The sequence below is a fragment of the Mesorhizobium sp. WSM4842 genome, from assembly GCF_055901575.1.
Map to the genome: position 1 here is coordinate 733,035 of NZ_CM148372.1, position 25,911 is coordinate 758,945.

At 62.7% G+C, this 25,911-nt stretch carries 22 protein-coding genes and 1 pseudogene; 7 read left to right on the top strand and 16 right to left on the bottom strand.

Annotation, left to right across the window (positions count from 1 at the left end; genetic code table 11):
- Nucleotides 1-125 precede the first annotated feature (125 nt).
- The 4 genes from AC0NIE_RS03420 to gcvA (AC0NIE_RS03435) form a co-directional block, all read right to left on the bottom strand.
- Complete coding sequence (locus AC0NIE_RS03420) at nt 126-1,430, bottom strand: ABC transporter substrate-binding protein (protein ID WP_473488401.1); 1,305 nt, start codon at nt 1,428-1,430, stop codon at nt 126-128.
- A 169-nt stretch (nt 1,431-1,599) separates the two neighbouring features.
- A complete protein-coding gene (locus AC0NIE_RS03425) occupies nt 1,600-3,075 on the bottom strand; it encodes a hypothetical protein (RefSeq protein WP_473488400.1) in 1,476 nt (491 codons plus the stop codon).
- Nucleotides 3,076-3,268: 193 nt separating this feature from the next.
- Nucleotides 3,269-4,573 carry a nicotinate phosphoribosyltransferase gene (pncB, locus tag AC0NIE_RS03430; RefSeq protein WP_473488399.1) on the bottom strand — a complete coding sequence of 435 codons (1,305 nt, stop codon included), beginning with the start codon at nt 4,571-4,573 and terminating at the stop codon, nt 3,269-3,271.
- Between the two features lie 137 nt (nt 4,574-4,710).
- Nucleotides 4,711-5,685 (bottom strand): transcriptional regulator GcvA, encoded by a 975-nt coding sequence (gcvA, locus tag AC0NIE_RS03435; protein WP_123146136.1) that lies wholly within the window; start codon nt 5,683-5,685, stop codon nt 4,711-4,713.
- 235 nt (nt 5,686-5,920) lie between these two features.
- On the opposite strand from gcvA (AC0NIE_RS03435), the gene speB reads away from it, so the two are divergent.
- The 4 genes from speB (at nt 5,921) to AC0NIE_RS03455 (ending at nt 9,209) form a co-directional block, all read left to right on the top strand.
- Complete coding sequence (gene speB, locus AC0NIE_RS03440; RefSeq protein WP_473488398.1) at nt 5,921-6,982, top strand: agmatinase; 1,062 nt, start codon at nt 5,921-5,923, stop codon at nt 6,980-6,982.
- An 89-nt stretch (nt 6,983-7,071) separates the two neighbouring features.
- Nucleotides 7,072-7,875, top strand: coding sequence for a transporter substrate-binding domain-containing protein (locus tag AC0NIE_RS03445; RefSeq protein ID WP_254024590.1), 804 nt, complete (start codon nt 7,072-7,074; stop codon nt 7,873-7,875).
- A 21-nt stretch (nt 7,876-7,896) separates the two neighbouring features.
- A complete protein-coding gene (locus AC0NIE_RS03450; protein WP_473488397.1) occupies nt 7,897-8,565 on the top strand; it encodes an amino acid ABC transporter permease in 669 nt (222 codons plus the stop codon).
- Nucleotides 8,562-9,209: an amino acid ABC transporter permease gene (locus AC0NIE_RS03455; protein ID WP_473488396.1), complete on the top strand. Its 648-nt coding sequence runs from the start codon at nt 8,562-8,564 to the stop codon at nt 9,207-9,209. Before AC0NIE_RS03450 ends, AC0NIE_RS03455 begins: the two co-directional genes overlap by 4 nt.
- A 159-nt stretch (nt 9,210-9,368) precedes the next feature.
- Here AC0NIE_RS03455 and AC0NIE_RS03460 read toward each other — a convergent pair whose 3' ends face one another.
- Nucleotides 9,369-10,829, bottom strand: coding sequence for a winged helix-turn-helix domain-containing protein (locus AC0NIE_RS03460; RefSeq protein ID WP_473488457.1), 1,461 nt, complete (start codon nt 10,827-10,829; stop codon nt 9,369-9,371).
- A 594-nt stretch (nt 10,830-11,423) separates the two neighbouring features.
- On the opposite strand from AC0NIE_RS03460, the pseudogene AC0NIE_RS03465 reads away from it, so the two are divergent.
- Together AC0NIE_RS03465 and AC0NIE_RS03470 are read left to right on the top strand one after the other, a co-directional pair.
- Nucleotides 11,424-11,561 (top strand): annotated as a pseudogene (locus AC0NIE_RS03465) (amino acid ABC transporter permease); the annotation flags it as partial.
- Nucleotides 11,562-11,753: 192 nt separating this feature from the next.
- On the top strand, nt 11,754-12,119 hold the full coding sequence (locus tag AC0NIE_RS03470) for a hypothetical protein (protein ID WP_473488456.1): 366 nt from the start codon (nt 11,754-11,756) through the stop codon (nt 12,117-12,119).
- Between the two features lie 40 nt (nt 12,120-12,159).
- Here the strand turns inward: AC0NIE_RS03470 and AC0NIE_RS03475 are convergent, their stop codons facing one another.
- Entirely contained in the window at nt 12,160-13,563 is a 1,404-nt protein-coding gene (locus AC0NIE_RS03475; RefSeq protein WP_473488395.1) for an MATE family efflux transporter, read from the bottom strand.
- 302 nt (nt 13,564-13,865) lie between these two features.
- On the opposite strand from AC0NIE_RS03475, the gene AC0NIE_RS03480 reads away from it, so the two are divergent.
- Nucleotides 13,866-14,444: a histidine phosphatase family protein gene (locus AC0NIE_RS03480; protein ID WP_473488394.1), complete on the top strand. Its 579-nt coding sequence runs from the start codon at nt 13,866-13,868 to the stop codon at nt 14,442-14,444.
- 31 nt (nt 14,445-14,475) lie between these two features.
- Here the strand turns inward: AC0NIE_RS03480 and AC0NIE_RS03485 are convergent, their stop codons facing one another.
- The 10 genes from AC0NIE_RS03485 to AC0NIE_RS03530 form a co-directional block, all read right to left on the bottom strand.
- Nucleotides 14,476-16,062, bottom strand: a complete 1,587-nt coding sequence (locus AC0NIE_RS03485; protein ID WP_473488393.1) for an FGGY-family carbohydrate kinase — start codon at nt 16,060-16,062, stop codon at nt 14,476-14,478.
- Complete coding sequence (locus AC0NIE_RS03490; RefSeq protein WP_473488392.1) at nt 16,059-16,742, bottom strand: HAD-IA family hydrolase; 684 nt, start codon at nt 16,740-16,742, stop codon at nt 16,059-16,061. Before AC0NIE_RS03490 ends, AC0NIE_RS03485 begins: the two co-directional genes overlap by 4 nt.
- Complete coding sequence (locus AC0NIE_RS03495; RefSeq protein ID WP_473488391.1) at nt 16,743-18,221, bottom strand: mannitol dehydrogenase family protein; 1,479 nt, start codon at nt 18,219-18,221, stop codon at nt 16,743-16,745. It abuts the gene before it with no gap.
- Between the two features lie 71 nt (nt 18,222-18,292).
- A complete protein-coding gene (locus AC0NIE_RS03500) occupies nt 18,293-19,063 on the bottom strand; it encodes an L-iditol 2-dehydrogenase (RefSeq protein ID WP_473488390.1) in 771 nt (256 codons plus the stop codon).
- A complete protein-coding gene (locus AC0NIE_RS03505; RefSeq protein WP_473488389.1) occupies nt 19,060-20,064 on the bottom strand; it encodes an ABC transporter ATP-binding protein in 1,005 nt (334 codons plus the stop codon). The genes AC0NIE_RS03500 and AC0NIE_RS03505 overlap by 4 nt, the downstream gene beginning before the upstream one ends.
- A 50-nt stretch (nt 20,065-20,114) precedes the next feature.
- Nucleotides 20,115-20,939, bottom strand: coding sequence for a carbohydrate ABC transporter permease (locus AC0NIE_RS03510; RefSeq protein WP_473488388.1), 825 nt, complete (start codon nt 20,937-20,939; stop codon nt 20,115-20,117).
- A gap of 11 nt (nt 20,940-20,950) precedes the next feature.
- Nucleotides 20,951-21,823: a carbohydrate ABC transporter permease gene (locus AC0NIE_RS03515; RefSeq protein ID WP_473488387.1), complete on the bottom strand. Its 873-nt coding sequence runs from the start codon at nt 21,821-21,823 to the stop codon at nt 20,951-20,953.
- Between the two features lie 137 nt (nt 21,824-21,960).
- Complete coding sequence (locus tag AC0NIE_RS03520; protein WP_473488386.1) at nt 21,961-23,271, bottom strand: ABC transporter substrate-binding protein; 1,311 nt, start codon at nt 23,269-23,271, stop codon at nt 21,961-21,963.
- Nucleotides 23,272-23,461: 190 nt separating this feature from the next.
- Nucleotides 23,462-24,370 (bottom strand): transcriptional regulator GcvA, encoded by a 909-nt coding sequence (gene gcvA / locus AC0NIE_RS03525; protein WP_473488385.1) that lies wholly within the window; start codon nt 24,368-24,370, stop codon nt 23,462-23,464.
- A 420-nt stretch (nt 24,371-24,790) separates the two neighbouring features.
- Complete coding sequence (locus AC0NIE_RS03530) at nt 24,791-25,747, bottom strand: sugar-binding transcriptional regulator (RefSeq protein ID WP_473488384.1); 957 nt, start codon at nt 25,745-25,747, stop codon at nt 24,791-24,793.
- Nucleotides 25,748-25,911 lie beyond the last annotated feature (164 nt).

Sequence of the window (25,911 nt, forward strand, 5' to 3'; positions counted from 1 at the left end):
CGCCAATCACCAAAGACAGTGAGTGGCCGCCTTCGTACGAATTGCCAATCTCCCTCCTTGAGGGGGAGATGCCCGGCAGGACAGAGGGGGGTGGATCGAAGCGCACTGTGCTTAAAGAACCAAGCTTACAGCGGCTGGGTCGTGTAATCCCCTTCCGGCTCGTAGAGGCCGTCCTCGATCTTGGTCTTGTGGACGACGTTCAGCCGGCCGCCTTCGACCTTGGAGATGTTCTGGATGCCAAAACACTGGTGGATCTTGCCGTTGAAGGTCTTCGGCCCCTGCGGATGCTCGGGGCCTTCGGCGAACTCGGTCAAGGCCTCGGTCGCCTCGACCAGCTTGGCGCGGTCTTCGGGACCCTTGTAGCCAGCATCCTCCATCGCCTTCTTGACGACATAGAGCGTTTCCCAGCAGCCGAACATGTGGGCGGCGGTGGAGACGTCCTTCGGATCGCCGACAGCAGCGCCATTGTCGTCGATGCCGACGGCGGCGCGATAGGCCTTCTGCGCGGCGGAATCATCAGGCTGCGCATAGCGCGGCGAGCCCTCCCAGAAATGGCTGCCGTCGAGGAATTCAAGGCCGGGGCTGTTGATATCGGTGGCTTCGAGCGAATCGATGAAGCCGAACAGCTGCGGCCGGTTGGAGCCGTAGAACTCGCCGAGTTCCTTGACGAAGGTGAGCACCGCCGGGCCGACCATGACGTGGTAGATCACCTCGGTTTCGGCCGGGATCTGCGGAAAGTATTTGGTGAAGGACGATTCCGTCGGGGGGATGGCGATCTGGGCGATGACCTCGGCGCCCTGCGCCTTCAACGCCGGCGGCAGGTAGTCGCGATGATCGTAGCCGAAGGCGAAATCGGGGAATATCTGCGTCACCTTCTTGCCGGCATTCGCCGCGATCCACGGCGCCATCGCCTGGATCTGGCTCTTCACGTCGGTGATGCCGGGCTGGAAGACGTAGCGGTTGAGCTTGGTCGAGGCGACGTGGTGGCCTTCGCTAACGACAAAATAGGGCATCTTGGCCTCGCCGGCGGCGGGCGCCGAGCCGATGACGACATGCGAAAACAGCGTGCCGTAGACGATGTCGGTCTTGTGCTGGGTGGCGAATTTGCCGACCACTTCGGCGCCGCGGCCGGGATCGGTGCCGTCATCCTCGATGATCACCTCGACGGGCCGGCCGTTGATGCCGCCGGCTTCGTTGATCGCCTTGACCGCGGCGGCGGTGGTCCTGTCGTACCAGCGGCCATAGGCGGCGCCAATGCCGGTGCGGTGGCACTGGAAGCCGATCTTTATCGGCGCCGCGCTCTGCGCCTGGCTGTAGCGCACGAACCCGGGCGCGACGGCGAGACCGGCGCCCGCGGCCAACCCCTTGAGCGCCGTGCGGCGGGTGAGACCGGTCTTGGAGAGATCGAAAAACCCATTCTTGTCAGTCACGGCAGTTCCCCTTGTTTTTTGAGTTTTGACCAATGGCTGTAGCGAGACGGGCCACTCTTGGTAAGAGCGCCGAAATTGCATGTGTACAAACTAAATCATCAAAGCCCTGATGTGGCAAGCGGGCTTTCCCCTAGGGATCAATCGACGCCGTCGAAGCGGGCTTTTTGTCTCATCCGGCAGCCGGCGTGGCAAGCAGCCACAGGCCGAAGACCGTATAGGCGATCATCAGCACGGTGAGCGGAAACTGGCTGAGCGCGGCGCGGGCGGGAACCGGATGCAATCGCCAGGCGAGGCCATGCGCGACGAGCACGGCGAGCATGTGGCCGGCGATGATGACGCCGGCCTGAAAATTCCACAGCCACCATGCCGAGCCGGCGCCGGCGGCCGCGCCGGCTTCGATCCGCATGTCGGCGGTGCCGAACAGGTTCCAGCCCAGCGCAAACGGGTCGGAAAGCGCAGCCATGGCGTATTGGCCGTCGACGAGCAGCGCCGTCAGATAGTGCGCAACATGATAGGCGAGCGCGATCGGCACGATCGACCAGACCAGCAGCCCTGCAGCCTGACCGAGGGAATGCGGGCTGCCGGCAAGACGCTGGCCGAGGACAATTGCAAGGATGAACGCGGCCGCAAGCAGGACGAACGTCAGCACGAGCCCGAAGGTGCCGATGCCGATCACCGCCGTGCGGCCCGGAAATTCCAGCGGATTGATGCCGAACAGGCCGAACCAGAAGAAGGTTTTGGACAGGCCGTCGAAGGAGACCGACGACAGCGCAAGCAGCAGGAAAGCAATGCCGCTGAGCGACAGCGGCGCGGCATCGCTGAGCTTGGCGCCCGGCCAGCACAGACTGAGCCGGCCACCTTCATTGCGCCCGCCTTCATTGCGCTTGCCTTCATTGCGCTCAAGGAGGGCGAAGCGCGCAATCATGGCGAGGAAGACGGTCAGGAACTCGCCGCGCCGGCTCCAGTCGCGGTAGCCGAACACCAGCATGGCGGCAAAACTCAGCAGCCAATAGAGGCCGGCAGCCCAGGCGAGCCGCGCCGGGTCGTCGGGCGCCGGGTCGATCAGTTCGAACCAGGCGAAGGTGAAGAACAGCACGACGGCCGGCCAGCAGCCGAGCCACGGGGGCGGGCGCCATGTCTCGCGCGCGCCGAACAGGCCGGAAATGACACGCCAAGGCCCGTACCAGGGGTTCAGCCACGACCAGAGATTGCCGAGCAGCCCCTGCAGCAAGACCAGCCCAACCCAGAGCAGCGTCCATATCGCTAGCGGCAGCGGGTTGGAGAGCGGATCGCGGCTGCCGAACAGGCCGGCCGCAACGAGAATCGCGAAGCCGGCAAAGGATATCAGGCTGACGGTTGCCCGTGCGCCGTCGCCGAATGCGAACAGCGGCAGACGCCGCCGCCAGAAGCGGGTAGGAAAGTCTGAGGGCAGCAGTCCCAGGACAAGGAAACTGGCGGCGACCGCGAGCGCACCGCCGGCGACATAGTAGCCGGTGGGCAGAAGCAGGACGTGGCCGCGATCGGAGGCATGGGCGAAGGCGGGGGTGGGTGATGCGATGAAATCCGAACAGATGAAAGCTCCCGTCCAGAAAGAATATGCTCGCCCGCAGTGATCCTTCGCACCCCCCTCTGTCCTGCCGGACATCTCGCCCGCAAGGGGGGAGATTGGCTGGCATGTCGGCTTTCGCCAATCTTCGACGTTGCAGGAAGGGCGCCGTTCGAACGAACTGCCGATCTCCCCCCTTGCGGGGGAGATGTCCGGCAGGACAGAGGGGGGTGGGCGGGAACTCACGCTATCCGAGATTTCCCTTTTGGCGACGCGAAACCATTCGCAGCCTTCACACCTTGACCAGCTGCTCCACGCGGTCTTTCTCGCCAAATAAACGCAGATACCGCTCGATCTCTTTCTCGTCACCGGTGGCCTTGGCTGGATTATCGGAGAGCTTTACCGCCGGGCGGCCATTGGCCTCTGTGACCTTGCAGACCAGTGAGATGGCGTCGAGCCGGTTGGTGTTGGTCGGCGCGCAGCCCTCGAAATCATTGGTCAGGTTGGTGCCCCAGCCGAAGGACATGCGCACCTTGCCGTGGAAATGGCGGTAGGTTTCCTCGATGGTCTCGACCTCGAGCCCGTCGGAGAAGATGAGCAGCTTCTGCCTGGGGTCCTTGCCCTTTTCGCGCCACCAGGAAAGGATCTTCTCGCCGCCCTCGATCGGCGGCGCGCTGTCGGGGCGGAAACCGGTCCAGTCGGCGATCCACTCCGGCGCATCACGCAGGAACGCCGCGGTGCCGAAGGTGTCCGGCAGCACGATCAGCAAATTGCCGCCATAGTAGCGCTGCCAGTCCTGCAGCACCTTGTAGGGCGACTGTTTCAATTCCTTTTCCGAATTGGCGAGCGCGGCGAACACCATCGGCAGTTCATGCGCGTTGGTGCCGAGCGCTTCTAGGTCGTTGTCCATGGCGAGCAGCACGTTGGACGTACCGGTGAAAGCCTCGCCGATACCTTCCTTGAGCGCTTCGACGCACCAGCGCTGCCACAGGAAGGAATGGCGGCGGCGGGTGCCGAAATCCGAAATCCGGATATCGGGCAGCGCTTTCAGCCGCTCGGTCTTGGCCCACATCTTGGCCTTGGCGCGGGCATAGAGCACGTCGAGCGCGAAGGGCCCGAACGCCCGCATGGCCGCGCGAGATCGAAGTTCATTGATAATTGCCAGCGCCGGAATCTCCCACAGCGTCGTGTACATCCACGGGCCGCTGAACCTCAATTCGTACTGGCCATCGCGCTTGGAAAGCTCGTATTCGGGCAGCTGGAAATTTTCGAGCCAGGCGAGGAATTCCGGTTCGAAAATCTGCTTGCGGCCATAGAAGGTGTTGCCGCCGAGCCAGATCATCTCTTTCTTCGAGAAGCGCAAGGTGCGGGCATGGTTGAGCTGATCACGCAGTTCCACCTCGTCGATCTCCTCGGCAAGGCGAACCGAGGTGGTGCGGTTGATCAGTGAGAAGGTGGCATCGACCTCGGGATACATGCCCCAGATCATCTGCAGCATCAGCAGCTTGTAGAAATCGGTGTCAAGCAGGCTGCGGACGATCGGGTCGAGCTTCCAGGTGTGGTTGTAGACGCGCCGCGCTATATCGGTCTTAGTCATGTCTCGATGCCGCCTTCACTGCTGGCTCCCTGCGGAATGCCTCTTAGCATTGAATTTTTGAATGCGCCTCCCGCTTGGCGGGCTGGCCCGACAAAAAGAAAACCTGCGGCAAGCGCGCGGCTCCGGCAATTGCAGCCTCAGGACGCGGTCTTGGCGCCGATCACTCGCAGCGCCGGGCGCTTCCTGCGGATGCCGATGCGGCCCGCCACCGGCGCATCGGCGCGGCTGTCGGCCTGTTCCTTCTCGGCAAACAGCCAGTCGATGAACAGCTGCACGATCGGCGCCGACCTCATCTCGTTGCGGCAGACGACGTAGAAATCGTCGACCGCCGGCACCGACAGGCTGAACGGCGCGACAAGCAGTCCCCTGGCGAGCAGTCCGCTTGCGGTCACCGTATCGCCAAGCGCCACGCCATGGCCATGAACCGCCGCCTCGGTCGCCATGCGAGCATCGCCGAGATGATGGCGGCGGCCGCGCTCCAGATCCAGCGCATCGGCGGCGGCCAGCCAGGTGTGCCACTCACGGCCGTCGTCGCCATGCAGGAAGACATGATCGGCGAGATCGCGCACGGTGCGGATCGGACGATTGTTGATCAGCGTCGGGCTGACCACCGGGAACAGTTCGAGGCCCGACCATTTGCGCATCCAGCAATCGGTCCAGCTGCCGTCGCCATAGTGCACGCAGACGTCGATATGCGGTGCGCGGATGTCCTTGGCGTCATTGGACGGAATCAGCGTCAGCCTGATGTCGGGATATTGCGAGGTGAAGCTGCCGAGCCGCGGGATCATCCACAACAGCAGCAGCGCCGGCACGCAGGACACCGAGAGGGCGCCGGTGCTCGCCGGCCTCGTCATGCGCTGCGTGGCGGCGGCGATACCGTCGAAGGCGGTCGACACCGCCGGCAGCAATTCGGCGCCGTGCGGCGTCAGCTTCACCCGCTGACCAGCGCGCTCGAACAGCTTGACGCCAAGCGACTGTTCGAGCGCCTTGATCTGGTGGCTGATGGCGCCATGGGTGACGTTGAGCTCAGCCGCGGCCTTGGTCAGCGAGGCGTGGCGCGCCGTCGCCTCGAAGGCCCGCAAAGGATTCAGGGGAGGTAGACGCTTGGCCATCGGGGCCTCAAAGGAGCACGATCCCGAAAAGTGGGGACCCGGTTTTCGGATAAGATCGTGCTCAACATTAATGTGAGATTTTCTCACAGCAAAGACCCTAACAATATCAATTGATTTTTCAATGCAGCTGCAAGACACTTTGGGTCGAACAGCATCAAGACGTGAAATCCGCAGGCAGCCGGCAGGATGGCGACCGTCATTGATGGCCGCTCCGCACCAGCCATGGAGGACCGACATGGGTTATGATCGCGGCAAGCTCGAAGCGTTGCGCCGCAAATATGGCGAGAGCCATGGCGGCGAGATGTTCGACCCGAAATTCCGGCGCGTCGCCGACAAGATCTTCTCCAAGAGCGGCACACGGCTGGCGCCCTATTCCGGCATCCCGACCTTCCTCGCCGCGCCCTACCGGGAAATTGCCGCCGACAATCCTGATTTCGGCGACCTGCAGGTGGCGATGATCGGCGTGCCGATGGACCTCGGCGTCACCAACCGGCCGGGTGCCCGCTTCGGGCCAAGGGCGCTGCGCGCCATCGAGCGCATCGGCCCCTACAACCATGTACTGGAATGCGCACCGACGCATGAGCTGAAGGTGGCCGACATCGGCGACGTGCCGTTCCAGAGCCGCTACCGGCTGGAGACCAGCCATGACGACATCGAGCGCCGCACCAACCAGATCGTCGATGCCGGCGTCATCCCGCTTTCGGTCGGCGGCGATCATTCGATCAGCCATCCGATCCTGAAGGCTGTCGGCAAAAAAGCGCCGGTCGGCATGATCCATATCGACGCCCACTGCGACACCAGCGGCTTGTTCGACATGACCAAATTCCACCATGGCGGGCCGTTCCGCAACGCGGTGTTGGACGGCGTGCTCGACCCGTCGCGCACCATCCAGATCGGCATTCGCGGCTCGGCCGAGTATCTATGGGAGTTCACCTACGAATCCGGCATGACCGTGGTCCATGCCGAAGAGGTGACCGGCCTCGGCATCCCTGCCATCATCGCGAAGGCGCGCCAGATCGTCGGCGATGGCCCGACCTATGTCTCCTTCGACATCGACAGCATCGACCCGGCCTTCGCGCCGGGCACCGGCACGCCGGAAGTCGGCGGGCTGACGACGCGGGAAGTGCTTGAACTCCTGCGCGGCCTCAAAGGGCTCAACATCGTCGGCGGCGACGTCGTCGAGGTGGCGCCGCAATACGACGCAACCACCAACACGGCCCATGCCGGCGCGCAGGTGCTGTTCGAGATCCTCAGCCTGATGGTGTTCAGCCCGGCGATCTCAGGCAAGGGAGCCTGACGCATCAGACCATGAAGTTCCAAGGCGACCGCCGCGCTGGAGCCGGCGGCCGCATTCAAACAAAACAAGCTTCCAGCAGGGGAACGAAAATGACACTTCACATGAAGCTCAAATCATCCATCGCAGCCGTGCTGATGCTCGCCGGCCTTGGTCTTGCCACCCAGGCCGCCAATGCCGACGCGCTCGACGACATCACCAAGGCCGGCGCCATCAATGTCGGCATTTTCTCCGACTTTCCGCCCTTCTCCTCGGCCAGTGCCGACATGAGCATCAAGGGCTATGACATCGACGTGGCGCAGTTCATCGCCGACCAGCTCAAGGTCAAACTCAATTTGGTCAGCGTGACCGGCCAGAACCGCATTCCGTATCTTACCGACAAGCGCGTCGATATCCTGATGAGCGTCGGCTATTCCAAGGAGCGTGAGCAGGTGATCGATTTCGCCGCCGCCTACGCACCCTATTATATCGCCGTCATCGGCCCGGCCGCGCTCAAGGTCGAAGGCAAGGACGACCTCGCCGACAAGTCGATCGCCGTCAACCGCGGCACGCTGGAAGATACGTCACTGACCGAGGCAGCACCCGCCTCGGCCGACATCCGCCGTTTCGACAACTACAACTCCGTCATCCAGGCCTTCATCTCGGGTCAGACCCAGCTGATGGTCGTCGGCAACGATGTCGGCGCCCAGGTGCTCGCCCGCCAGGAGGCACTGAAGCCTGAACAGAAGTTCCAGCTTCTCACCTCGCCCTCACATATCGGCCTCAACAAGAACGAGGACCGCCTGAAGCAGGCGGTCAACGACGCGGTCGCCAAGATGCTGGCCGACGGCAAGCTGGACGAAAGCTCGAAAGCCTGGCTCAAAACACCGCTCAATCCCGACAACCTCAAGGATTGATCTCCGGGGTAAGGACCTATCATGGGCTACAGCCTCGACTTCGGCTGGCTTGCCGATGCGATAGGTGCGATCGCGCGCGGGGCGGCCATGACGATCCTTTTGATCGCCGTGACCACGCTCGCGGGAACGTTCCTCAGCATCCTCGGCGCGGCAGGGCGGCGAAACGGCCCCTTGCTGCTCAAGCGGGCAATCGGCGTCTATGTCGAAATTATCAGGAACACGCCGTTCCTGGTGCAGTTGTTCTTCATCTTCTTCGGGTTGCCCAGCATCGGCGTGAGGCTCGATCCGCTGCTGGCCGCCATGCTGGCAATGACGCTCAACATGGCGGCCTACACGATCGAGATCGTCGGCGCCGGGCTCGACGCCGTGCCGCGCGGGCAGACGGAAGCAGCCCTTGCGCTTGGGCTCAGGCTGCGCCAGGTGTTCGTCAAGATCGTGCTGCCGCAGGCGCTCAAGGTGATCTATCCGGCGCTGACCAGCCAGATCATCATCATGATGCTGGAGTCGGCCGTGGTGTCGCAGATCGCGGTGCGCGAACTGACCTACGAGGCCGACATGCTGCAGGCGCGCACCTTCCGTGCTTTCGAGACCTATTTCGTGGTGACGATCGTCTATCTCGTTCTTTCCGTGGGGCTGCGCCGGCTGCTGGTCAGCGGCGGCCGCCACGCTCTGGGAGCCGGCGTGTCATGATCGAATTTACCTTTTGGGATATCGTCCGCAACCTTCTGCTCGCCGCGCGCTGGACGGTGCTTCTGTCGCTGGCGGCCTTCGTCGGCGGCGGTGTGGTCGGCATGCTCGTGCTGTTCTTCAGGATCGCCAAGAATAAATGGGCGCGGCGGCTTGCGTCGGGCTACATCGCGCTTTTCCAGGGAACGCCGCTGCTCATGCAGCTCTTCCTGATGTTCTTCGGCCTGCCGATGCTGGGCTTGCGCATCGAACCTTGGACCGCCGCAGCACTTGGCCTTACCTTCTTCGCCAGTGCCTATCTCGCCGAAATCTGGCGCAGCGGTGTCGATGCGCTGCCGCGCGGCCAGTGGGACGCCGGCGCCAGTCTCGGCCTTCACTATCTGCAGGAACTGAGGCTGATCATCCTGCCGCAAGCGTTTTCGATCACCCGCGCCCCGACCGTCGGTTTCCTGGTGCAGCTGATCAAGTCGACCGCACTGACCTCGATCATCGGTTTCGAGGAACTGGTCAGGACATCCAACGCGATCAACAACGCGACCTTCGAGCCGTTCACCGTCTATGGGCTGGTCGCCTTGATCTTCTTCGTCATGTGCTTTCCGCTGACGCAATATGCACGCAGGCTTGAACGCGCGACGGCTACAAACTAGGGATCTGCCTCTGCGGTCAGCGCTCGAATGTCTCCTTTGGGTCAGAACTGCCGTTCACCAACGTCCGGTTCTGACCCAAGGAGGTCGTTCGCGAGTTGAACTTCGAACGTCCGCAACGGGTGGCACGCGCCGTTGAGCGGCGCGGCCTGGGAAGCTTCTTCAGTTCGGGAGACCGGCGTTGATATACCCTTCGACAAAGTGCTCCCGGTCAGCGGGATTTTGAAACGGATGTATGTCAGCCCAGCGTCGAGCCTTAAAATTAGGGTTGTCGGAAAGAAACAGTGCAGCCTCCGCCTTCGCTTCATCGAGACGACCAAGTTGCGCCAAGCTGGCCGCCAGAACACGCTGGGAGCCCGTTCGATACGTTGCTTCGTGCTTCAATGCCTCGATCGCCTCGATCGCTTCCCCATATCGGCGCGCGGCATAGTTGGCGAAGCCCAGCACCCAAAAATAGACTCGCGGGGGATATGGGTTGAGCCGGAAGGCCCTCTTGACGCTTTCGACCCCTTCACTCGCCCTTCCTTGGAAGACACGTAGATCCGCCTGCAAGGCCCATGCGTCAGCATGATTGGGATTGAGACGCAGGGCTTCGCCGAACTCCATGTCACCACGGGAAAGATCTCCCTCATAAGCATGGATGTAGCCCAATATCATCCGGGCATCTGCATTTTCCGTGTCGAGGGCTCCCGCGCGATCGGCAGCCTTCAGAGCTGTCGCACGGTGACGCTCCAGATCCTCTCCCCACATCGCCCAAGCCGCACAGTGGCTCATTGCAAGCCATGCATGTGCCGCGGCAAAGCCGGGGTCTTTTTCAATTGCCGCCCGGAGCAGCGGTCGAGCCGCTTCGTTGCCCTTCGTCGATTGCATGACCAATGCTCGACCACGAACAAAATGGTCGTACGCGTCGATGCTTGTTGCACGCGGCCCCACTGAGAGTCGCCCACGAGGAAGCGCCCCTGCAAGTGCGGCGACGATTCGTCCGACTACGTCATCCTGAAGCTTGAAGACATCATCGAGGTCGCCGTCGAAACGATCAGCCCAAACTTGCGTTATCTCAGCCACTTTAGTGAGCTCGGCATTGATACGCACGCGTCCCCCGGCGCGGCGGACGCTTCCCTCGACAATGTATGCGACGCCCAACTCCGCTCCGATCGCGCGGAGGTCGATTTGCTTTCCTCGATAGGCAAAGGATGAATGCCGCGCGATCACGGTCATGCCCGGTACTTTCGATAAGTCGGTAATCAGGTCTTCCGACAAGCCCTCGGAAAAAGGCACCTGCTCAGGGTCGTTGCCGAGGTTTCTGAACGGGAGGACGGCAACCGACAAATGGCCCTGTGCGGATCGTCGTGCTGCATCGCCCTGCGGTTGAGGCTCCATCCCATCTTCATCGTCATGGATCGATCCTGCAAACCGGTAGCCGACGCGCGGCACGGTCTTGATCCACTCCATGCCGTCGCTCGCTTCGCTCAGACTCCTCCGGAGAGCGGCAATCTGAACGGTGAGGTTGCTTTCCTCGATGCTTGTCGCTGGCCAGGCCGCGTCCATTAGTTCCGCGCGGGTCACCACACCGCCGCCTGCTTCGAGCAGCACCTCCAGGAGTGCAAGTGCGCGTGCTCCCATCGGTGTCGGCAGCCCGCGCGCCAAGAGGAGCCTCCGGCCGAGGATTCCACGCCGCGTCACCAAGGCTGCTCAAGGCATCGTTTAACAGCCCGCTTCATACGCATAACCGCATGCTATTCGACCTCGACGGCAAACTCGTTTGGGCCAGCCGAGGCTTAATCTTTCCAACAAAGAGATGAGCCGTGTCGGACTTTAAAGATATCTTAATGGAAGTACTTCGGATCGCGACCTTCCAACCCCGCGAGGCCCGCATGCGCTATCACCTTCCCCAGTGGGAAGACAGGGCGCAAGCGTCCGAAAGAAAGAGGGCGTTTGGATGCCCAAGCGCCAGTGCCTTCGACGGGAAACCTGGTGAAAGGGGGGTCGAATGAGCTTGGTGACTCCTGTGTCCTCCCTATCACCCGCTAGATCGGCTTGGTCGCGCAGAAAGCCGCTATTTGCAGGCCGGCATCACCTGATTCTAACAAACCTTGGTCTAAGTCTGGGTATAAACGCCAAGTCGCCCTCGATGGGTCCAGCCATGCGCCCGGTCGTTGTTGTCTCAGAGAACCCCGAAAACGCTGATTATCAAACGATTTTCGGGGCCTGGCCAGCAGGACATCGAACGCGATCAACAACGCGACCTTCGAGCCGTTCACCGTCTATGGGTTGGTCGCCTTGATCTTCTTCGTCATGTGCTTCCCGCTGACGCAATATGCACGCTCGCTTGAACGACGGGCGACTACAAACTAGCAAGCTGCCTCTGCGCTTAGCGTTTCGAATGCCATCTTTTGGGTCAAAAGCAGTCATTGGGGATTATCCGGTTCCGCGTTGTGAAGAACGATTGGTGACGATAACCGTGTTTCCGGCTGCCTCTTCGGAGCTATCTCCTTGTTGGAAGAAGAGTTCTGTGTACTCTCACAATGCTTTATCAAGGGCTTGGGGATGAGAATTGTAATATTCGTCGCGTTGGCCGCGACAGCGGCTGGATGCGCGACCTCTCCGGTCGACTATGGAGCGTCGCTTTCGAAGCAAGACCGGAAATGGGCGTCGCCGGAATGCCAGCAAGCCCGCATGGAGGCTTCGGACTACGACGCTCGCGAAAAAAAGCAGCCGGGCTGGGGAACCGGCGTCTTTCTTGGCCCGTACGGATTGGGGCTCGCAGCAGCCATCAAGGAGCACCAGCAGAAGCAACGAAAATTGTTCGCTCGCGCGGTGCACTTGCGGTGCTCAAGCCTTCCACTGCCAAAGGAGTTGCAAAGCGACTTAAGCCCACAGGCCGCGAGTGCAAATCAGACGAAATATCCATAGACCTCACGACCCCGCCCTCCTCGTGAGGAAGCCGCTTTCATCAATGCCCAAAGGAGAGCGGCGGCGCGATACGATCCCGGCGCAGCCAGCGCGCCAGAAGCAGCGCCGCCACCACCGCCAGCCCCAACGACAGGCCGATCCAGATGCCGACGCCGTCGAGCCCGGAATAGAAGGCGAGCAGCACGCCGAGCGGCAGGCCGATGCCCCAATAGCCGATCGCGGCATAGATCATCGGCAACTTGGTGTCGTGCAGGCCGCGCAGCATGCCGGCCGCCACGGCCTGTGCGCCGTCGAAAATCTGAAACAGCGCGGCAAAGGCCAGGAACGACACTGCAAGCCCGATCACTGTGGCATTGGCCGGGTCACCAAGATCGATGAAGGCGCTGATCAGCAGCTGCGGCCACAGGATCATCACCAGCCCCATCAGCGCCATGAACGAGACGCCGATGACAAAAGCGGTCCAGCCGGCGCGGGAAACACCTTCCGGATTGCCGGCGCCATGGGCGAGCCCGACGCGCACCGTAGCCGCCTGGTTGAGGCCGAGCGGCACCATGAAGCTGATCGAGGCGATCTGGATGGCGATGGCATGCGCGGCGAGCGAGGCCGCGTCGATCAGGCCCATGAGAAGGGCTGCCGCGTTGAAGATCGTCACCTCGAAAGCGAGGAGGCCGGCGATCGGCAAGCCGAGCCGCAGCAAGCCCTTGAAGCGCGGCCAGTCGGCCCGCCAGAAGCGCCCGAACAGTTGGTAGCGCCGAAACTTCGGCTCAAGCATCACCACCGCCGCCATGCCGGCGAACATCAGCGTGCTGGACAGCGTGGTGGAGAGGCCCGATCCGGCGATGCCCATCGAAGGGGCGCCGAGATTGCCGAACATGAACACCCAGTTAAAGAAAACATTGCAGGCGACGGCAACGAAGACGATGACCAGCGCCCAACCCGGCCGCTCCAGCGCCGAGATGAACGAGCGCAGGACGATATAGCCGTAGAAGGGCAGCACCGCCCATTCGAGCCAGCGGAGGTAGATGCCGGCCTGATAGGCCAGCGCCGGTTCCTGGCCCATGGCCAGCAACACGGCCTCGCCGTACCAGAGAAATATCCATATCGGGATTGAGATGAGGATCGCCAGCCACAGGCCCTGCCGCACAGTGCGGCGCAGATCGCGCACGGAATGGCGACGGCGGCCGAGTTCTGTGGCGATCATCGGCGAGGTCGCCAGCATCAGGCCGAGCCCGAAGATCAGAGGCATGAAATAGAGGTTGGCGCCGAGCGCGCCACTGGCCAGCGTGTCCGGACCCAGCCGCCCCATCATCATGACGTCGGTGGCGGTCATCGCGGTCTGGCCGAGATTGGTGAGAACCATCGGCCAGGCGAGCGCCAGCGTCGCCCTGACTTCCTGACGCCAAAGGTTTTCCGGCGCGCGGGCACCGGCTTCGATCGCAGACATTTTTTCGCCTATCCGATTGCGGCGCATCGGCTAAAAGCCGGAAGCCGCGTCTCAGCGCGGAAAATGGCCGTGATCGGTCCGGATTCCGCATTAACAGCACGGCTTGTCTACGAAAGGGGCAGCTATGGCAAGAGGCTGACTCAGAGTAAGAGTTGAGCCAGCAAGGGCGTACGGTCTCAACTCCGCCTGTCTGGCCCGCCTGTTTGGCCCGTCTGTTTGGAGAGAGCGCAAGCCGTTATGGTTGCGTCGTTGGCCGATCTGAAGAGCGGGCATCATATCGGATTCCATCGAAAGGCATGCGGATGAGCGCGTTTCCCGAAATCTATATGGTTCGGCATGGCGAGACGGAATGGAGTGCCTCCGGGAAGCATACCGGCCTGACCGACATACCGCTGACGCCTGCCGGTGAGGAGGCCGCCGGGCGGGTCGCTGAGCGGTTACAGGGCCTTTCGTTCCAGGCTGTCTGGTCGAGCCCGTCTCAGCGCGCCTTCAAGACTTGTACGCTGGCCGGCTTCGGTTCGGCCGGCGCGAAAAAGGCCGATCTGGCGGAATGGGATTACGGCGCTTACGAGGGACTGACCACAAAGCAGATCCTCATCGAGCGCCCCGGCTGGCGTCTGTTTCGCGACGGCTGCCCTGACGGCGAGACGGCAGAGGATGTCGGCGCGAGGGCGGATCGGATCGTCAGCGAGTTGCGTGACGTCCACGGCAATGTCCTGGTGTTTTCAAGCTCTCACTTCCTGCGGGTGCTGGCCGCGCGCTGGCTCGGCCTGCCGCCGCAAGATGGCGCCTTGTTTGTGCTGGATACCGCCAGCACAAGCGTTCTCGGCTACGAGCACGACCTTGGCGAACCAATTATCCGGCGATGGAACCAGAGATAGCAGACGCATTGCAGGGTTGTTCGCGCCGCGCCTACCTGATTTCGTCCAGCGCCTGTCTCTGCCGGTGCATCTCCAAAAACACGCGGTAGTCGCGATCAAACCGGCTGGCGGCGGCCGGATTCGACGCCCGCTTCCTGCCGCCCTGCTGCATGGCGAGGCAAGCGGCGTTGAGATCAGGAAAATGCCCGGCGGCGGTGGCCGCGATCATGCCGGTGCCGAGCAGCACCGCCTCGTCGGCCAGCGGCTCGACCACCATACAGCCGGTGGCGTCAGCATAAAGCTCCATCAGCAGCGGGTTTTTGGTGTGACCGCCGGTGACATGCAGCGTGTCGATCAGATAGCCGTTCTCGTTCAGTGCTTCCAGCACATGGCGCACGCCGAGCGCGATGCTTACGGCGGTGCGCCAATAGAGCTTGCACAGGCTGTCGAACGAGGACTCCAGCGTCAGCCCGCTTATGACGCCGACCGCATGCGGATCGGCGAGCGGCGAGCGGTTGCCGTGGAAATCCGGCAGCACATGCAGCCTTGCCGCAAGGTTCTCGCCCTCGACGGCGCGCAACTCGGCAACGCGCCGGGCGATCCTGGCGTGCATGGCGGCGTCCGGTTCCCCGCCGGCGCCATGCCAGCGGATGATATGATCGAGCAGCGCGCCGGTGGCCGATTGGCCGCCTTCCGACAGCCAAAGCCGGGGTAGGGCCGCGCCATAATACGGGCCCCAGACGCCGGCAAAGGGTTGCGGGTCGGGCGACATCGCCATGACGCAGCTCGAGGTGCCGGCGATCAGCGCCAGATGCCGGCCGATGTTGGTTTCGTCGCCGGCAAAACCGCCGAGCACGCCGAGCGCGCCGGCATAGGCGTCGATGACGCCGGCGCCGACCCGGCATTTTTCTGTCAGGCCGAGCTCAGCCGCAGCTTCCGCGCTGAGACGGCCGATATCGGCGCCGACCGGGCTGGCCTTGTCAGGCAGATTGCCATGCTCGAAAAGGTCGCCGAGCCCGACGGCTTGAAAGAAGTCGTGCCGCCAGCCGGTCTCTTCATGCGCCAGATAGGTCCATTTGGCGGTCAGCGTACATTGCGAGCGGGCGAGCGAACCGGTCGCCTTCCAACTGAGAAAGTCGGTGAGGTCGAATAGATAGCCGGCTTCGTTCCATGTTCCGGGCAGGTTGCGCTTCAGCCACATCAGCTTCGGCGTCTCCATTTCCGGCGACATCACGCCGCCAATATAGTCGAGCACGGCGTGGCCGCTTTCGGTGCATTCATCGGCCTCGGCAATGGCGCGGTGATCGAGCCAGACGATGGTGTCCCAGCGCCTTTCGCCTGACACCGACACGCTGAGCTGGCCACCATCCCTGTCCCGCACCACCAGCGAGCAGGTGGCATCGAAGGCGATGCCGACGATACCCTCCGCTGCCACGCCGGCCTTTTCGCGAGCGGCGCGCACGGCAATGCAGACCGCCGACCAGATATCCTGCGAATCGTGTTCGGCGTGGTCGGCCTTCGGCCGGTTCATGACGATCGGGTGCTCGGCGCGGCCGAGCAAGGTGCCTCCGGTGTCGAGAATGCCTGCACGGGCGCTCCCGGTGCCGACATCGACCGCGCAAACGAAACTGTTCGTCAAGGTGTTCTTACTCTCGCTCCCAGGCCTGCAATCAGATCGGGCAGTTGCAGCATGTCAGCGAATATAAAGTCCGGTTCACTCGACGCAAGCCGCGCTTTCAGTGCCGGGTTGCCGGCATGCGAACCGCCGGTGAAGGCAAGGACGCGCATGCCCGCCGCCCGTGCCGCCGCGACGCCGACGGGGCTGTCCTCGACGACGAGACAATTTTGCGGGATCGCTCCCATGTTGGCGGCTGCGTGGAGAAAAAGGTCCGGCGCCGGCTTGCCCCGCGCCACCATGGCGGCGCTGAACAGATGCGGCTCGAGCAGCCCGAGCAGCCCGGTGACGTCGAGCGCATAGCGGATGCGATCCAGCGTGCCGGAGGAGGCGACGCAGCATGGCATGGCGAGCCTCGGCAGGACCTGCCCGATGCCGGGGATAGGCCTCAGCTCGTCGCGAAATTTGCGCATCAGCCCGACGCGCATCTCGCTCAGATGCTGGTCGGTGATATCAAGTCCGAAGTCGCGGTCGAGGATTTCGCGAACGCTTTTCATGCTCTTGCCGAGGAAATGCTCATAGGCGGCGTCCTCGCTGACACTGCCGCCGGCGAGCGCGATCATGCCGAGCAATGCCGAAACGGACAGCCCCTCGCTGTCGACCAGCACGCCGTCGCAGTCGAAAATGACCAGTTCAGGCGCCATTCAGAGATTGCCGGCGAGGTAGCGCGTCAGCGTCGTACGCGCGCCATCGCCCCAGAGCGCCTTGAGCGCATTGGCAAAGGCCTCGACGAACGCCGCCGAGCGGCCAACATCGCCATAGATGTCTTCCATGGCCAGCCAGGCGGCAGGCGCATCCTTTGCCGCCCTGGCTGTGGTCTGCAGCCGGTCCCAGCTCGGATCGTTGGGTTCGATGACGGCGCCGCTATCGGTCGTGCCGAAGCAGTAGCGGCACCAAAGTGCCGATTCAAGCGCCAGGCCGGCGACGCCCTTGCCGGCCTTCAGCCGGTCGGCGATGGTCGGGATGATGAATTTCGGCTGCCGGTTGGAGCCGTCGAGGCAAAGCCTGCGGATGGTGTCGCCAATCTTCGGATTGGAAAAGCGGTGCTCGATGAGCTGGTAATAATCCTCCAGCACGGTGTCCGGCACCGGCGGCACGGTCGGGATGATCTCGTCGTGCTCCAGTCTGTCGAGAAAGCCGCGCACCAGCGGCTCCTGCATCGCCTCGTGGACGAAATGGATGTCCATCAGCCCGGCCGGATAGGCGATGGTCGCATGACCGCCATTGAGGATGCGGATCTTCATCAGCTCATAGGGCGCGACATCGCTGACGAACTGTACGCCGACCTTTTCCAGCGCCGGGCGGCCGTCGGTGAAATGGTCCTCCAGCACCCATTGCCTGAAGGGCTCGCAGAACACCGGCCAGTTGTCTTCGAGGCCGAACTCGCTCGACAGGATGCCACGCTCACGGTCAGTGGTGGCCGGCGTGATGCGGTCGACCATGCCGTTGGGAAAGGCGACGTTCTCGCTCACCCATTTCGCCAGATTCTCGTCGATCAGCCGGGCGAGCCCGATGACGCCATCGGCGGTGACATGGCCGTTGTGGGGGATGTTGTCGCAGGACATGATTGTGAAGGGCACGATGCCGTCTTTGCGTCGGCGCAACAGCCCGGCAAGAATGATGCCGAACACGGTTTTGGGCGTCGCCCCGGGCTCAGCATCGGCGACAATGTCGGGATGGGTCGGGTTGAACACGCCGGACGCCGGATCGATGAAATAGCCGCCCTCGGTTATGGTCAGCGAAACGATCCTTATCGCCGGGTCGGCAAGCCGTTCTATGACCGCGGCCGCGGCGCCCGGCATCAGAAAATCGATCATGACACCGGTGACGCGGGCGCTCATGTGGCCAGAATCCTGCTCGACCACGGTGGTCAACCAGTCCTGTTCCTGCAACTTGCCGCGGCCGACCTTTTCGCCCTCGAAGACGCCGGCGCCGACAATTGCCCAGTCGTGGCCGACGCCCGCATTAAACAGATCGTCGAGATAGACGGCCTGATGCGAGCGATGGAAATTGCCGACCCCGAAATGAACGATGCCGGCCTTGAGCGCGGCGCGATTATATTTCGGGCCGGCGACCTTTGGCGGAAGCTTGGCGAGGATGGAAGAAGAGAGTTTCACGGTCATCTGCTTTTATCCTTTGGCCGGACGGCTCTTCTCCCCGTGGAGGAGACGGGGAGAAGAGCGCCTTCGCCCCCTCAACTCATCCACTGGCCGCCATCGACATTGTAGGTCTGAGCGACGATGTATTCGGCGTCGTCGCTGGCCAGGAACACCGCCATGCCGGTGAGGTCTTGCGCCGTGCCCATGCGGCCGTACGGCACGGCCTCGCCGACCAGTCTCTTCTTCTCGCCCTTCGGACGGTTTTCGTATTTGGCGAACAGAGCATCGACATGGTCCCAGTGCTCGCCGTCGACGACGCCCGGCGCGATGGCGTTGACGTTGATCCGGTGCTTGATCAGGTCGAGCCCGGCCGACTGGGTGAGCGAGATGACGGCGGCCTTGGTGGCGCAATAGACGGCAACCAGCGCCTCGCCGCGGCGCCCGGCCTGGCTCGCCATGTTGATGATCTTGCCGCCCCGACCAGCCGCGATCATCGAGCGGCTTGCTGCCTGCAGCATGAACAGCGTGCCGGCGACATTGACGGAAAACAGCCTTTCGTAACTCGTCTTGGTGATCTCGACGATCGGCGCCAGGTCGAACAGAGCGGCGTTGTTGATCAGAATGTCCAGTCCGCCGGTCCTTGTCTCGACCGCTTTCACCGCCGCCTCAATCGAAGCGAGGTCGGTGACGTCGAGCTTGACCGCATAGGCTTTTGCGCCGATCTCCGAAGCGGTCTTTTCCGCAGCTTCGAGATTGATGTCGCCGATGGCAACCGTGGCGCCCTCGCGGACATAGGCTTCGGCGAACGCCCTGCCGATGCCGCGCGCCGATCCGGTGATCAGCGCCGATTTACCCTCGAGCCTCATTGCATCATCGCCTTTCCGTCTACGCCGAAGCGGTGCAGCTTGGTCTTGTCCGGCGTCAGATAGATCGTGTCGCCGTGATGGACGGCCAGTTCGCCGTCGGCCCGCACCGTCAGCGGCCCGACACCGTCGGCTTGAACGTGCAAAAACGTGTCGGAGCCGAGATGCTCGGCGACGCCGACCGTGGCTTTCCATTCGCCTGAAGTCTTGGAGATGTTCATATGCTCGGGACGGATGCCAACGGTCTTGGCGCCATGTTTGGCCGCCGGCGCGCCTTCGATCAGGTTCATCCTGGGCGAGCCGATGAAGCCGGCGACGAACAGGTTATTCGGCGTCTTGTAGAGCTCCATCGGCGAGCCGACCTGTTCGATGTTGCCGGCGTTGAGCACGACGATCTTGTCGGCCATGGTCATCGCCTCGACCTGATCGTGGGTGACGTAGATCATCGTCGTCTTGAGCTGATGATGCAGTTCGCTGATCTCCAGCCGCATGGTGCCGCGCAGCGCCGCATCGAGGTTGGACAAAGGTTCATCGAACAGGAAAGCCGAAGGCTGGCGCACGATGGCGCGGCCGATGGCGACGCGCTGGCGCTGACCGCCGGAGAGCTGGCCGGGGCGGCGATCGAGATAATTGGTGAGGTTCAGGATCCGCGCCGCGTCCTTGACCTTCCGATCGATGGTCGCCTGGTCCTCGCCCGCCATCTTCAGCGGGAAGGCGATGTTCTTGGCCACGGTCATGTGCGGGTAGAGCGCGTAGGACTGAAACACCATGGCCAGCTTGCGCTTGGCCGGCGCCTCGCCGGTGACGTCGCGGCCGTCGATGTTGATGGTGCCGGCGGTAGTGTCCTCCAGCCCGGCGATCAGCCGCAGCAGCGTGGACTTGCCGCAGCCCGACGGGCCGACGAAGACGACGAACTCGCCGTTCTCGATGACCAGGTCGATGCCCGGAATGATGACCGTCGACCCGAACGACTTCGAGACGTGCTTGAGCGTGATGTTTCCCATGGTTTCCTCCCCGAGGGGTTATTGTCCGTCGTACATCGCTTGCGGCGGTGCTACTTCACGGCGCCAAAGGTCAGGCCGCGCACCAGCTGCTTCTGGCTGAACCAACCCATGATCAGGATCGGCGCGATCGCCAGGGTCGAGGCGGCCGAAAGCTTGGCCCAGAACAACCCTTGAGGGCTTGAGAAGGAACTGATGAAGGCGGTGAGCGGGGCGGCCTCGGTGGTGGTCAGCCGGATCGTCCAGAACGCCTCATTCCATGCCAGGATGATGTTGAGCAGCATCGTCGAGGCGATGCCCGGCACCGCCATCGGCGTCAGCACATAGACGATCTCGTTCCAGAGCGATGCGCCATCCATGCGCGCCGCTTCCAGGATCTCGCCCGGGATTTCGCGAAAATAGGTGTAGAGCATCCACACCACGATCGGCAGGTTGATCAGCATCAGCATGATCATCAGGCCGATGCGGCTGTCGAGCAATCCTGTGTCGCGGAAGATCAGGTAGATCGGGAACAGCACGGCAACCGCCGGCATCATCTTGGTGGAAAGCATCCACATCAGGATGTCCTTGGTCCACTTGCCCGGCGAGAACGCCATCGACCAGGCCGCCGGTATGGCGACGAGCAAGGCAAGGATGGTCGAGCCGACCGACAGGAACACCGAGTTGAGGAAGAACTTGAAGTAACCGCGCTGCGCCTCGACCGCGGTATAGCTCTCCATGGTTCCCGACGGAAACAGGTTGAAGCCCTGGATGGCCTCCTGCTCCGACTTGAACGACGTGATGATCGTATAGAGGATCGGGAAGAAGATCAGCAGTGCGACGATCCAGGCGGCCGCGGTCGCGATCGTCTTGTGCTGGGTGCTGACTGCACGTGCCATCGTTTCCTCCCTTATTTGTCCAGGTTCTTGCCGACCGCGCGCATGGCGAAGAAGGCGACGATGTTGGCGAGAATGACGGCGAGGATACCGCCGGCGGATGCCTGGCCGATTTTGAACTCCAGCAACGCCTTCTGGTAGACGAGGAAGGGCAGGTTTGTGGAGGCGTAACCCGGGCCGCCATTGGTGGTGACCAGGATCTCGGCATAGACCGACAAAAGGAAGATCGTCTGGATCAGGATGACGACGGTGATGGCGCGCGACATGTGCGGCAGCGTCAAATAGATGAAGCGGCTGATGAAGCCGGCCCCGTCCATCTCGGCGGCTTCCTTCTGCTCGGCGTCGAGCGACTGCAGGGACGTCAAGAGGATCAGTGTCGCAAACGGCAGCCACTGCCAGGCGACGATGATGATGATCGCCGGCATGGGATATTGGCCAAACCAGTCGATCGGCTGCCCGCCGAAGAAGCGCGCAATGTCGGCAAAGACGCCGTATTGCGGATGCATGATCATGTTCTTCCAGACCAGCGCGGCCACCGGCGGCATGACGAAGAACGGCGAGATCACGAGAATGCGGACGATGCCCTGTCCCCACATCGGCTGATCGATCAGCAGCGCCAGCAGGATGCCGCCGATCACCGTGATCAAAAGCACGCTGGCCACGAGGATAAGCGTGTTGAGGATCGACTGCAGGAATGCCGGATTGGAATAAAAAAGCGCGTAGTTCGAGAAGCCGACGAACCCGTCGCGGATCGGGTTGAGCGGGTTGTACTGCTGGAAGGAGAACCACAGGGTGAATGCCAGCGGCACGATCATCCAGACGAACAGCAGCACCACGGATGGCGCTATCATGTAGCGGGCAAGCGAACGGGTCTGCTGAGTAGCCATGACGGTCACCCTTCGAAGGTCAGCCAAATTTTCAGAGTTTGCCAAGTTTTCAGAGCTTGAAGGTGGCCGCCCGAACTGGGATTCGGGCGGCCCCTGCCGGCCATGATGGGCAACCGGCTTTCGGCACCGGGAGGAGCCTACTGGATATAACCGCCCTCGGTCATCGTCGCGGTGGAAGCGTCCTGGGCCTGCTTCAAGGCGTCGTCGACACTGGTCTGGCCGGCGAGCGCCGCTGAAAACAGCTGGCCGACGGTGGTGCCAAGGCCCTGGAACTCAGGGATGGCGACGAACTGGACACCGACATAAGGCACCGGCTTGACGGTCGGATGCGTCGGATCGGCGGCGTTGATCGAGTCCAGCGTCATCTTGGCGAACGGGGCGGCCTTCTGGTATTCGGGGTTGGCGTAGAGCGAGGTGCGCGTTCCGGGCGGAACATTGGCCCAGCCTTCCTTCGAGGCGACGAGCTCGAGATAGTCCTTGCTGGTTGCCCAGGACACGAACTTCTGAGCCGCGTCAGCCTTCTGCGTGCCGGCGGGAATGGCCAGCGACCAGGCCCACAGCCAGTTGCCGCGCTTGCCCAAGCCATTGTCGGGCGCCAGCGCATAGCCGACCTTGTCGGCGACAGTTGAGCTCTTCGGGTCTGAGACGAAGGAGGCAGCGACGGTGGCGTCGATCCACATGCCGCACTTGCCCTGCTGGAACAGCGCCAGGTTTTCATTGAAGCCGTTCGAAGATGCGCCCTCGGGGCCATTGGCCTTCATCAGGTCGACATAGAACTGCAGCGTGTTCTTCCACTCGGGCTGATCGAACTGCGGCTTCCAGTTCTCATCGAACCAGCGTGCGCCGAAGGAGTTCGACATGGCGGTCAGGAAAGCCATGTTCTCGCCCCAGCCGGCCTTGCCGCGCAGGCAGACGCCGTTCACGCCATTGGCGCGATCGGTCATCTTCTCGGCGGCCTGCTTGATGAAGTCCCAGGTCGGCGCGTCGGGCATCGTCAGCCCGGCCTTCTCCATCAGGTCCTTGCGGTACATGACGAAGGAGCTTTCGCCGTAGAACGGTGCCGCATAAAGCTTGCCATCGACCGAGAGGCCGTTGGCGATGGCCGGGATGATGTCCTTGACGTCATAGTCGTCGCCGAGCTTGTCGAGCGGCAGCAACCAGCTCTGCTTGGCCCAGATCGGAACCTCGTAGGTGCCGATGGTCATCACGTCGTACTGGCCGCCTTTGGTGGCGATGTCGGTGGTGACGCGCTCGCGCAGCACGTTCTCCTCGAGCGTGACCCACTGGAGCTGGATGTCGGGGTTCTTGGCGGTGAAGTCGTCGGTCAGCGTCTGCATGCGGACCATATCGCCATTGTTGACGGTGGCGATGGTGATGGATTCGGCATGCGCGGCGAACGCGAGGGTGCTGGCCGACAACAGACCCAGGGTGAGCGTGCGAAGTTTCATCAAATTCCTCCCATAGACCAAGCTGAGCATTTGCCTTGGCTATGAGCAATTACTCACCTCGCGTGGTTTATGTCAAGCCGGATTCGTTGCTGCAGCGCAGCACGCAGCCTCGTGCGGCATCCGGTTCCAGACGCGTTCGGGGGTATTTTGAAGACGGTTGCGATGGATCTCGGCATCCGCGTGGAACGACCTATTGGCCGGCAATCTCGGCCAGGATCCATTCGCGAAAAGCGCGGATCTTCGGCACGTTGCGCCGCGCCTGGGGATAGACCAGCCAATAGGCGTGGCCGTCGTCGCCGACCAGATCGAAAGGCTGGATCAGGCGGCCATCGGCAAGCTCGGCCTTGAAGAGAGCGGCCGTCACGATCGCCACGCCCTGCCCGGCAATCGCGGCGTTCGCCTCGTAGGCCTGCGCCCCCATGCTGGTGCCGGGGCGCTTGGCGAGTTCCTCGACCGGCAGGCCGGCGGCAATAAACCAGTCCCGCCACCAGATGTCGCCGGGGTCGAGGATCGGCAGGCGCAACAGATCGGCAGGCTCCTTCACCCCGCCGATGGTCGCCGCGAGTTTCGGGCTCAGCATCGGCGTGAAGTCCGCATTGAAAAGCTTGTGCACCTCCACGCCCGGCCAGTTTCCGCCGCCCGAACGGATGGCGATGTCGATGTCCTCGCGGGCGAAATCGACGAGGCGGTTCGATGTATCGAGACGCACGGCCAGCGATGGATGCGCGACCTGGAACGAGCCGAGATGCTGCGCCAGCCAGTTCGAGGCAAAGGTCAGCAGCGTCGAGACGCAGAGCACCCCATCGGCGCCGCTGCGCGCCGCGGCATAGGCTCCACCCAACAGGGCGAATGCCTCGCTGACCGCAGGCGCCATGCGTTGCCCCGCCTCGGTCAACACGATCTGCCTTGGCCGGCGCAGGAACAAAGGCGCCCCGACGCGCTCCTCCAGAAGCTTGATCTGATAGCTCGCCGCCGCCTGCGTCATGCCGAGCTCGCCGGCGGCCTTGGTGAAGGAAAGATGCCGCGCCACCGCCTCGAACACCCGGATCGCCTGAAGCGGCGGGAGCTGGGAGACCTGCCGTGACTTGAGTTCAGGCATAAGCCCTCCTTATGGGCCGTGATCGACGTTTGATTGGCAGCAAGGCCCGATCCAGCCGATATTTGAGGTCGACGATCACTCTCGTCTACAGCGCCGCGCGTCCTTTTGGACGCGCAAAGGACGCTGTAGCACTTTTGATTTTGCGCATGATCCTTTCCGAAAATCGATATCGATTTTCGGGTCATGCGCCAGGCATAACGAAGGCTGACGATCATGACCACGGTACAGGAAAAGCTATTTCTGACGCCAGGCCGAGGCTGGTTTTTGCGGCTGGCGCGCGGATTGGCACGGCACGGACCCAGGACTCGGGCCTATCTCGACATCAGGGAATTGCCGCCGCATCTACAGCGCGACATGGGTTTTCTTGACGGCAACGATCCTTGTGGCCGGCGCAAATAGCCTTGCTGGACTTATCGCAAATCAGCTGGTGGCCAGCAAGGCGGCGGCGGTCCGTTCGTCGGTGATGAGGCCGTTGACCAGCCGCCGATTGACAGCCGCAAGGATGCCCGGCAGCTTCCGCTCGCCCATGGCGAGCGCGATCACCAGCGATTTTTCACGCGACGGCAACGATGCCGACGACACCCTGTCATTGGTGATGCCCTCGATCATCCGGCCTTCGCGATCGAACACCCAGCCGACGATCTCGGCGACGCCGCCTGCCTTTTGCAGCGCTTTCAATTCACTCTCCGAAATGAAGCCGTCCTCGTAAAGCGGCGCCTTGGGGCCGAGATCGCCGATGCCGACGAAGGTGACGTCGGCTTCCGCGGCAAGCGCCAGCGTCGGTTGGATCATCGGCTGGCTGAGCAGCATCTCGCGCTCCGCCGGCGAGGAGGCGATGACCGGCAGCGGCATTGGGAAGGACCGCGCCTTGACCCTGTCGGCCATGGTGAAGATGACGTTGTAGAAGGCGGCCGAACCGTCGGGCGAGATGTTGCCGGTCAGCGACACAATTTTGTGCTGCGGGCATTCCATCGGCGGCAGCTGCTCGATCGCCGCCTTCAGCGTGCGGCCGGTGCCGATCGCCATGACGATCGGCGTCGGCGAGCGCAGCCGCCGCTCGATCTCGGCAGCCGCCGCCACGGCGACGCCGATGTTGGAGGAGGAAGCGGGATCGCTCGGCACCACCTCGACCAGATCGAGCGCGAACCGCGATTTCAGCCGTGCCGCGAGGTCGAGGCAATTGGCGATCGGGTGGTCGACACGCACCTTGATCAGCCCCTCCGACACCGCCAGCGATACCAGCCGCTGCGCTGTCTGCCGCGAAATGCCCAGGCTCGAGGCGATCTGGTCCTGCGTGTTGCCGGCGACATAATAGAGCCAGCCGGCGCGCGCCGCGTCGTCCAGCCTGTTGCTGCCGCTGTCCTGCCGGGAATTCAACTTGCTGCCTCCCTGCCCCCGAGCATCGAGGCGGGAGCGCCTTACTTTTACGGCGAAACGCGCGTGTGCGCAATTGCCTACCGCCAGAGCAATTGCTTAGCAGGTACTCGATGTGCCTGTGGTGTTTCCAGTGGATGATCGTAGCCAAGCAATTTTTGAAGTCC

Excerpts from the sequence above, each read along its gene's own strand:
- AC0NIE_RS03475 (WP_473488395.1), bottom strand. The coding sequence starts at position 13,563 with ATGTCTGCGATCGAAGCCGGTGCCCGCGCGCCGGAAAACCTTTGGCGT.
- AC0NIE_RS03450 (WP_473488397.1), top strand. The coding sequence starts at position 7,897 with ATGGGCTACAGCCTCGACTTCGGCTGGCTTGCCGATGCGATAGGTGCG.
- speB (WP_473488398.1), top strand. The coding sequence starts at position 5,921 with ATGGGTTATGATCGCGGCAAGCTCGAAGCGTTGCGCCGCAAATATGGC.
- AC0NIE_RS03505 (WP_473488389.1), bottom strand. The coding sequence starts at position 20,064 with ATGGGAAACATCACGCTCAAGCACGTCTCGAAGTCGTTCGGGTCGACG.
- AC0NIE_RS03460 (WP_473488457.1), bottom strand. The coding sequence starts at position 10,829 with ATGGGAGCACGCGCACTTGCACTCCTGGAGGTGCTGCTCGAAGCAGGC.
- AC0NIE_RS03455 (WP_473488396.1), top strand. The coding sequence starts at position 8,562 with ATGATCGAATTTACCTTTTGGGATATCGTCCGCAACCTTCTGCTCGCC.
- AC0NIE_RS03500 (WP_473488390.1), bottom strand. The coding sequence starts at position 19,063 with ATGAGGCTCGAGGGTAAATCGGCGCTGATCACCGGATCGGCGCGCGGC.
- gcvA (WP_473488385.1), bottom strand. The coding sequence starts at position 24,370 with ATGCCTGAACTCAAGTCACGGCAGGTCTCCCAGCTCCCGCCGCTTCAG.
- pncB (WP_473488399.1), bottom strand. The coding sequence starts at position 4,573 with ATGACTAAGACCGATATAGCGCGGCGCGTCTACAACCACACCTGGAAG.
- AC0NIE_RS03445 (WP_254024590.1), top strand. The coding sequence starts at position 7,072 with ATGACACTTCACATGAAGCTCAAATCATCCATCGCAGCCGTGCTGATG.
- AC0NIE_RS03515 (WP_473488387.1), bottom strand. The coding sequence starts at position 21,823 with ATGGCTACTCAGCAGACCCGTTCGCTTGCCCGCTACATGATAGCGCCA.
- AC0NIE_RS03510 (WP_473488388.1), bottom strand. The coding sequence starts at position 20,939 with ATGGCACGTGCAGTCAGCACCCAGCACAAGACGATCGCGACCGCGGCC.
- gcvA (WP_123146136.1), bottom strand. The coding sequence starts at position 5,685 with ATGGCCAAGCGTCTACCTCCCCTGAATCCTTTGCGGGCCTTCGAGGCG.
- AC0NIE_RS03490 (WP_473488392.1), bottom strand. The coding sequence starts at position 16,742 with ATGGCGCCTGAACTGGTCATTTTCGACTGCGACGGCGTGCTGGTCGAC.
- AC0NIE_RS03495 (WP_473488391.1), bottom strand. The coding sequence starts at position 18,221 with ATGACCGTGAAACTCTCTTCTTCCATCCTCGCCAAGCTTCCGCCAAAG.
- AC0NIE_RS03425 (WP_473488400.1), bottom strand. The coding sequence starts at position 3,075 with ATGTCCGGCAGGACAGAGGGGGGTGCGAAGGATCACTGCGGGCGAGCA.
- AC0NIE_RS03520 (WP_473488386.1), bottom strand. The coding sequence starts at position 23,271 with ATGAAACTTCGCACGCTCACCCTGGGTCTGTTGTCGGCCAGCACCCTC.
- AC0NIE_RS03480 (WP_473488394.1), top strand. The coding sequence starts at position 13,866 with ATGAGCGCGTTTCCCGAAATCTATATGGTTCGGCATGGCGAGACGGAA.
- AC0NIE_RS03470 (WP_473488456.1), top strand. The coding sequence starts at position 11,754 with ATGAGAATTGTAATATTCGTCGCGTTGGCCGCGACAGCGGCTGGATGC.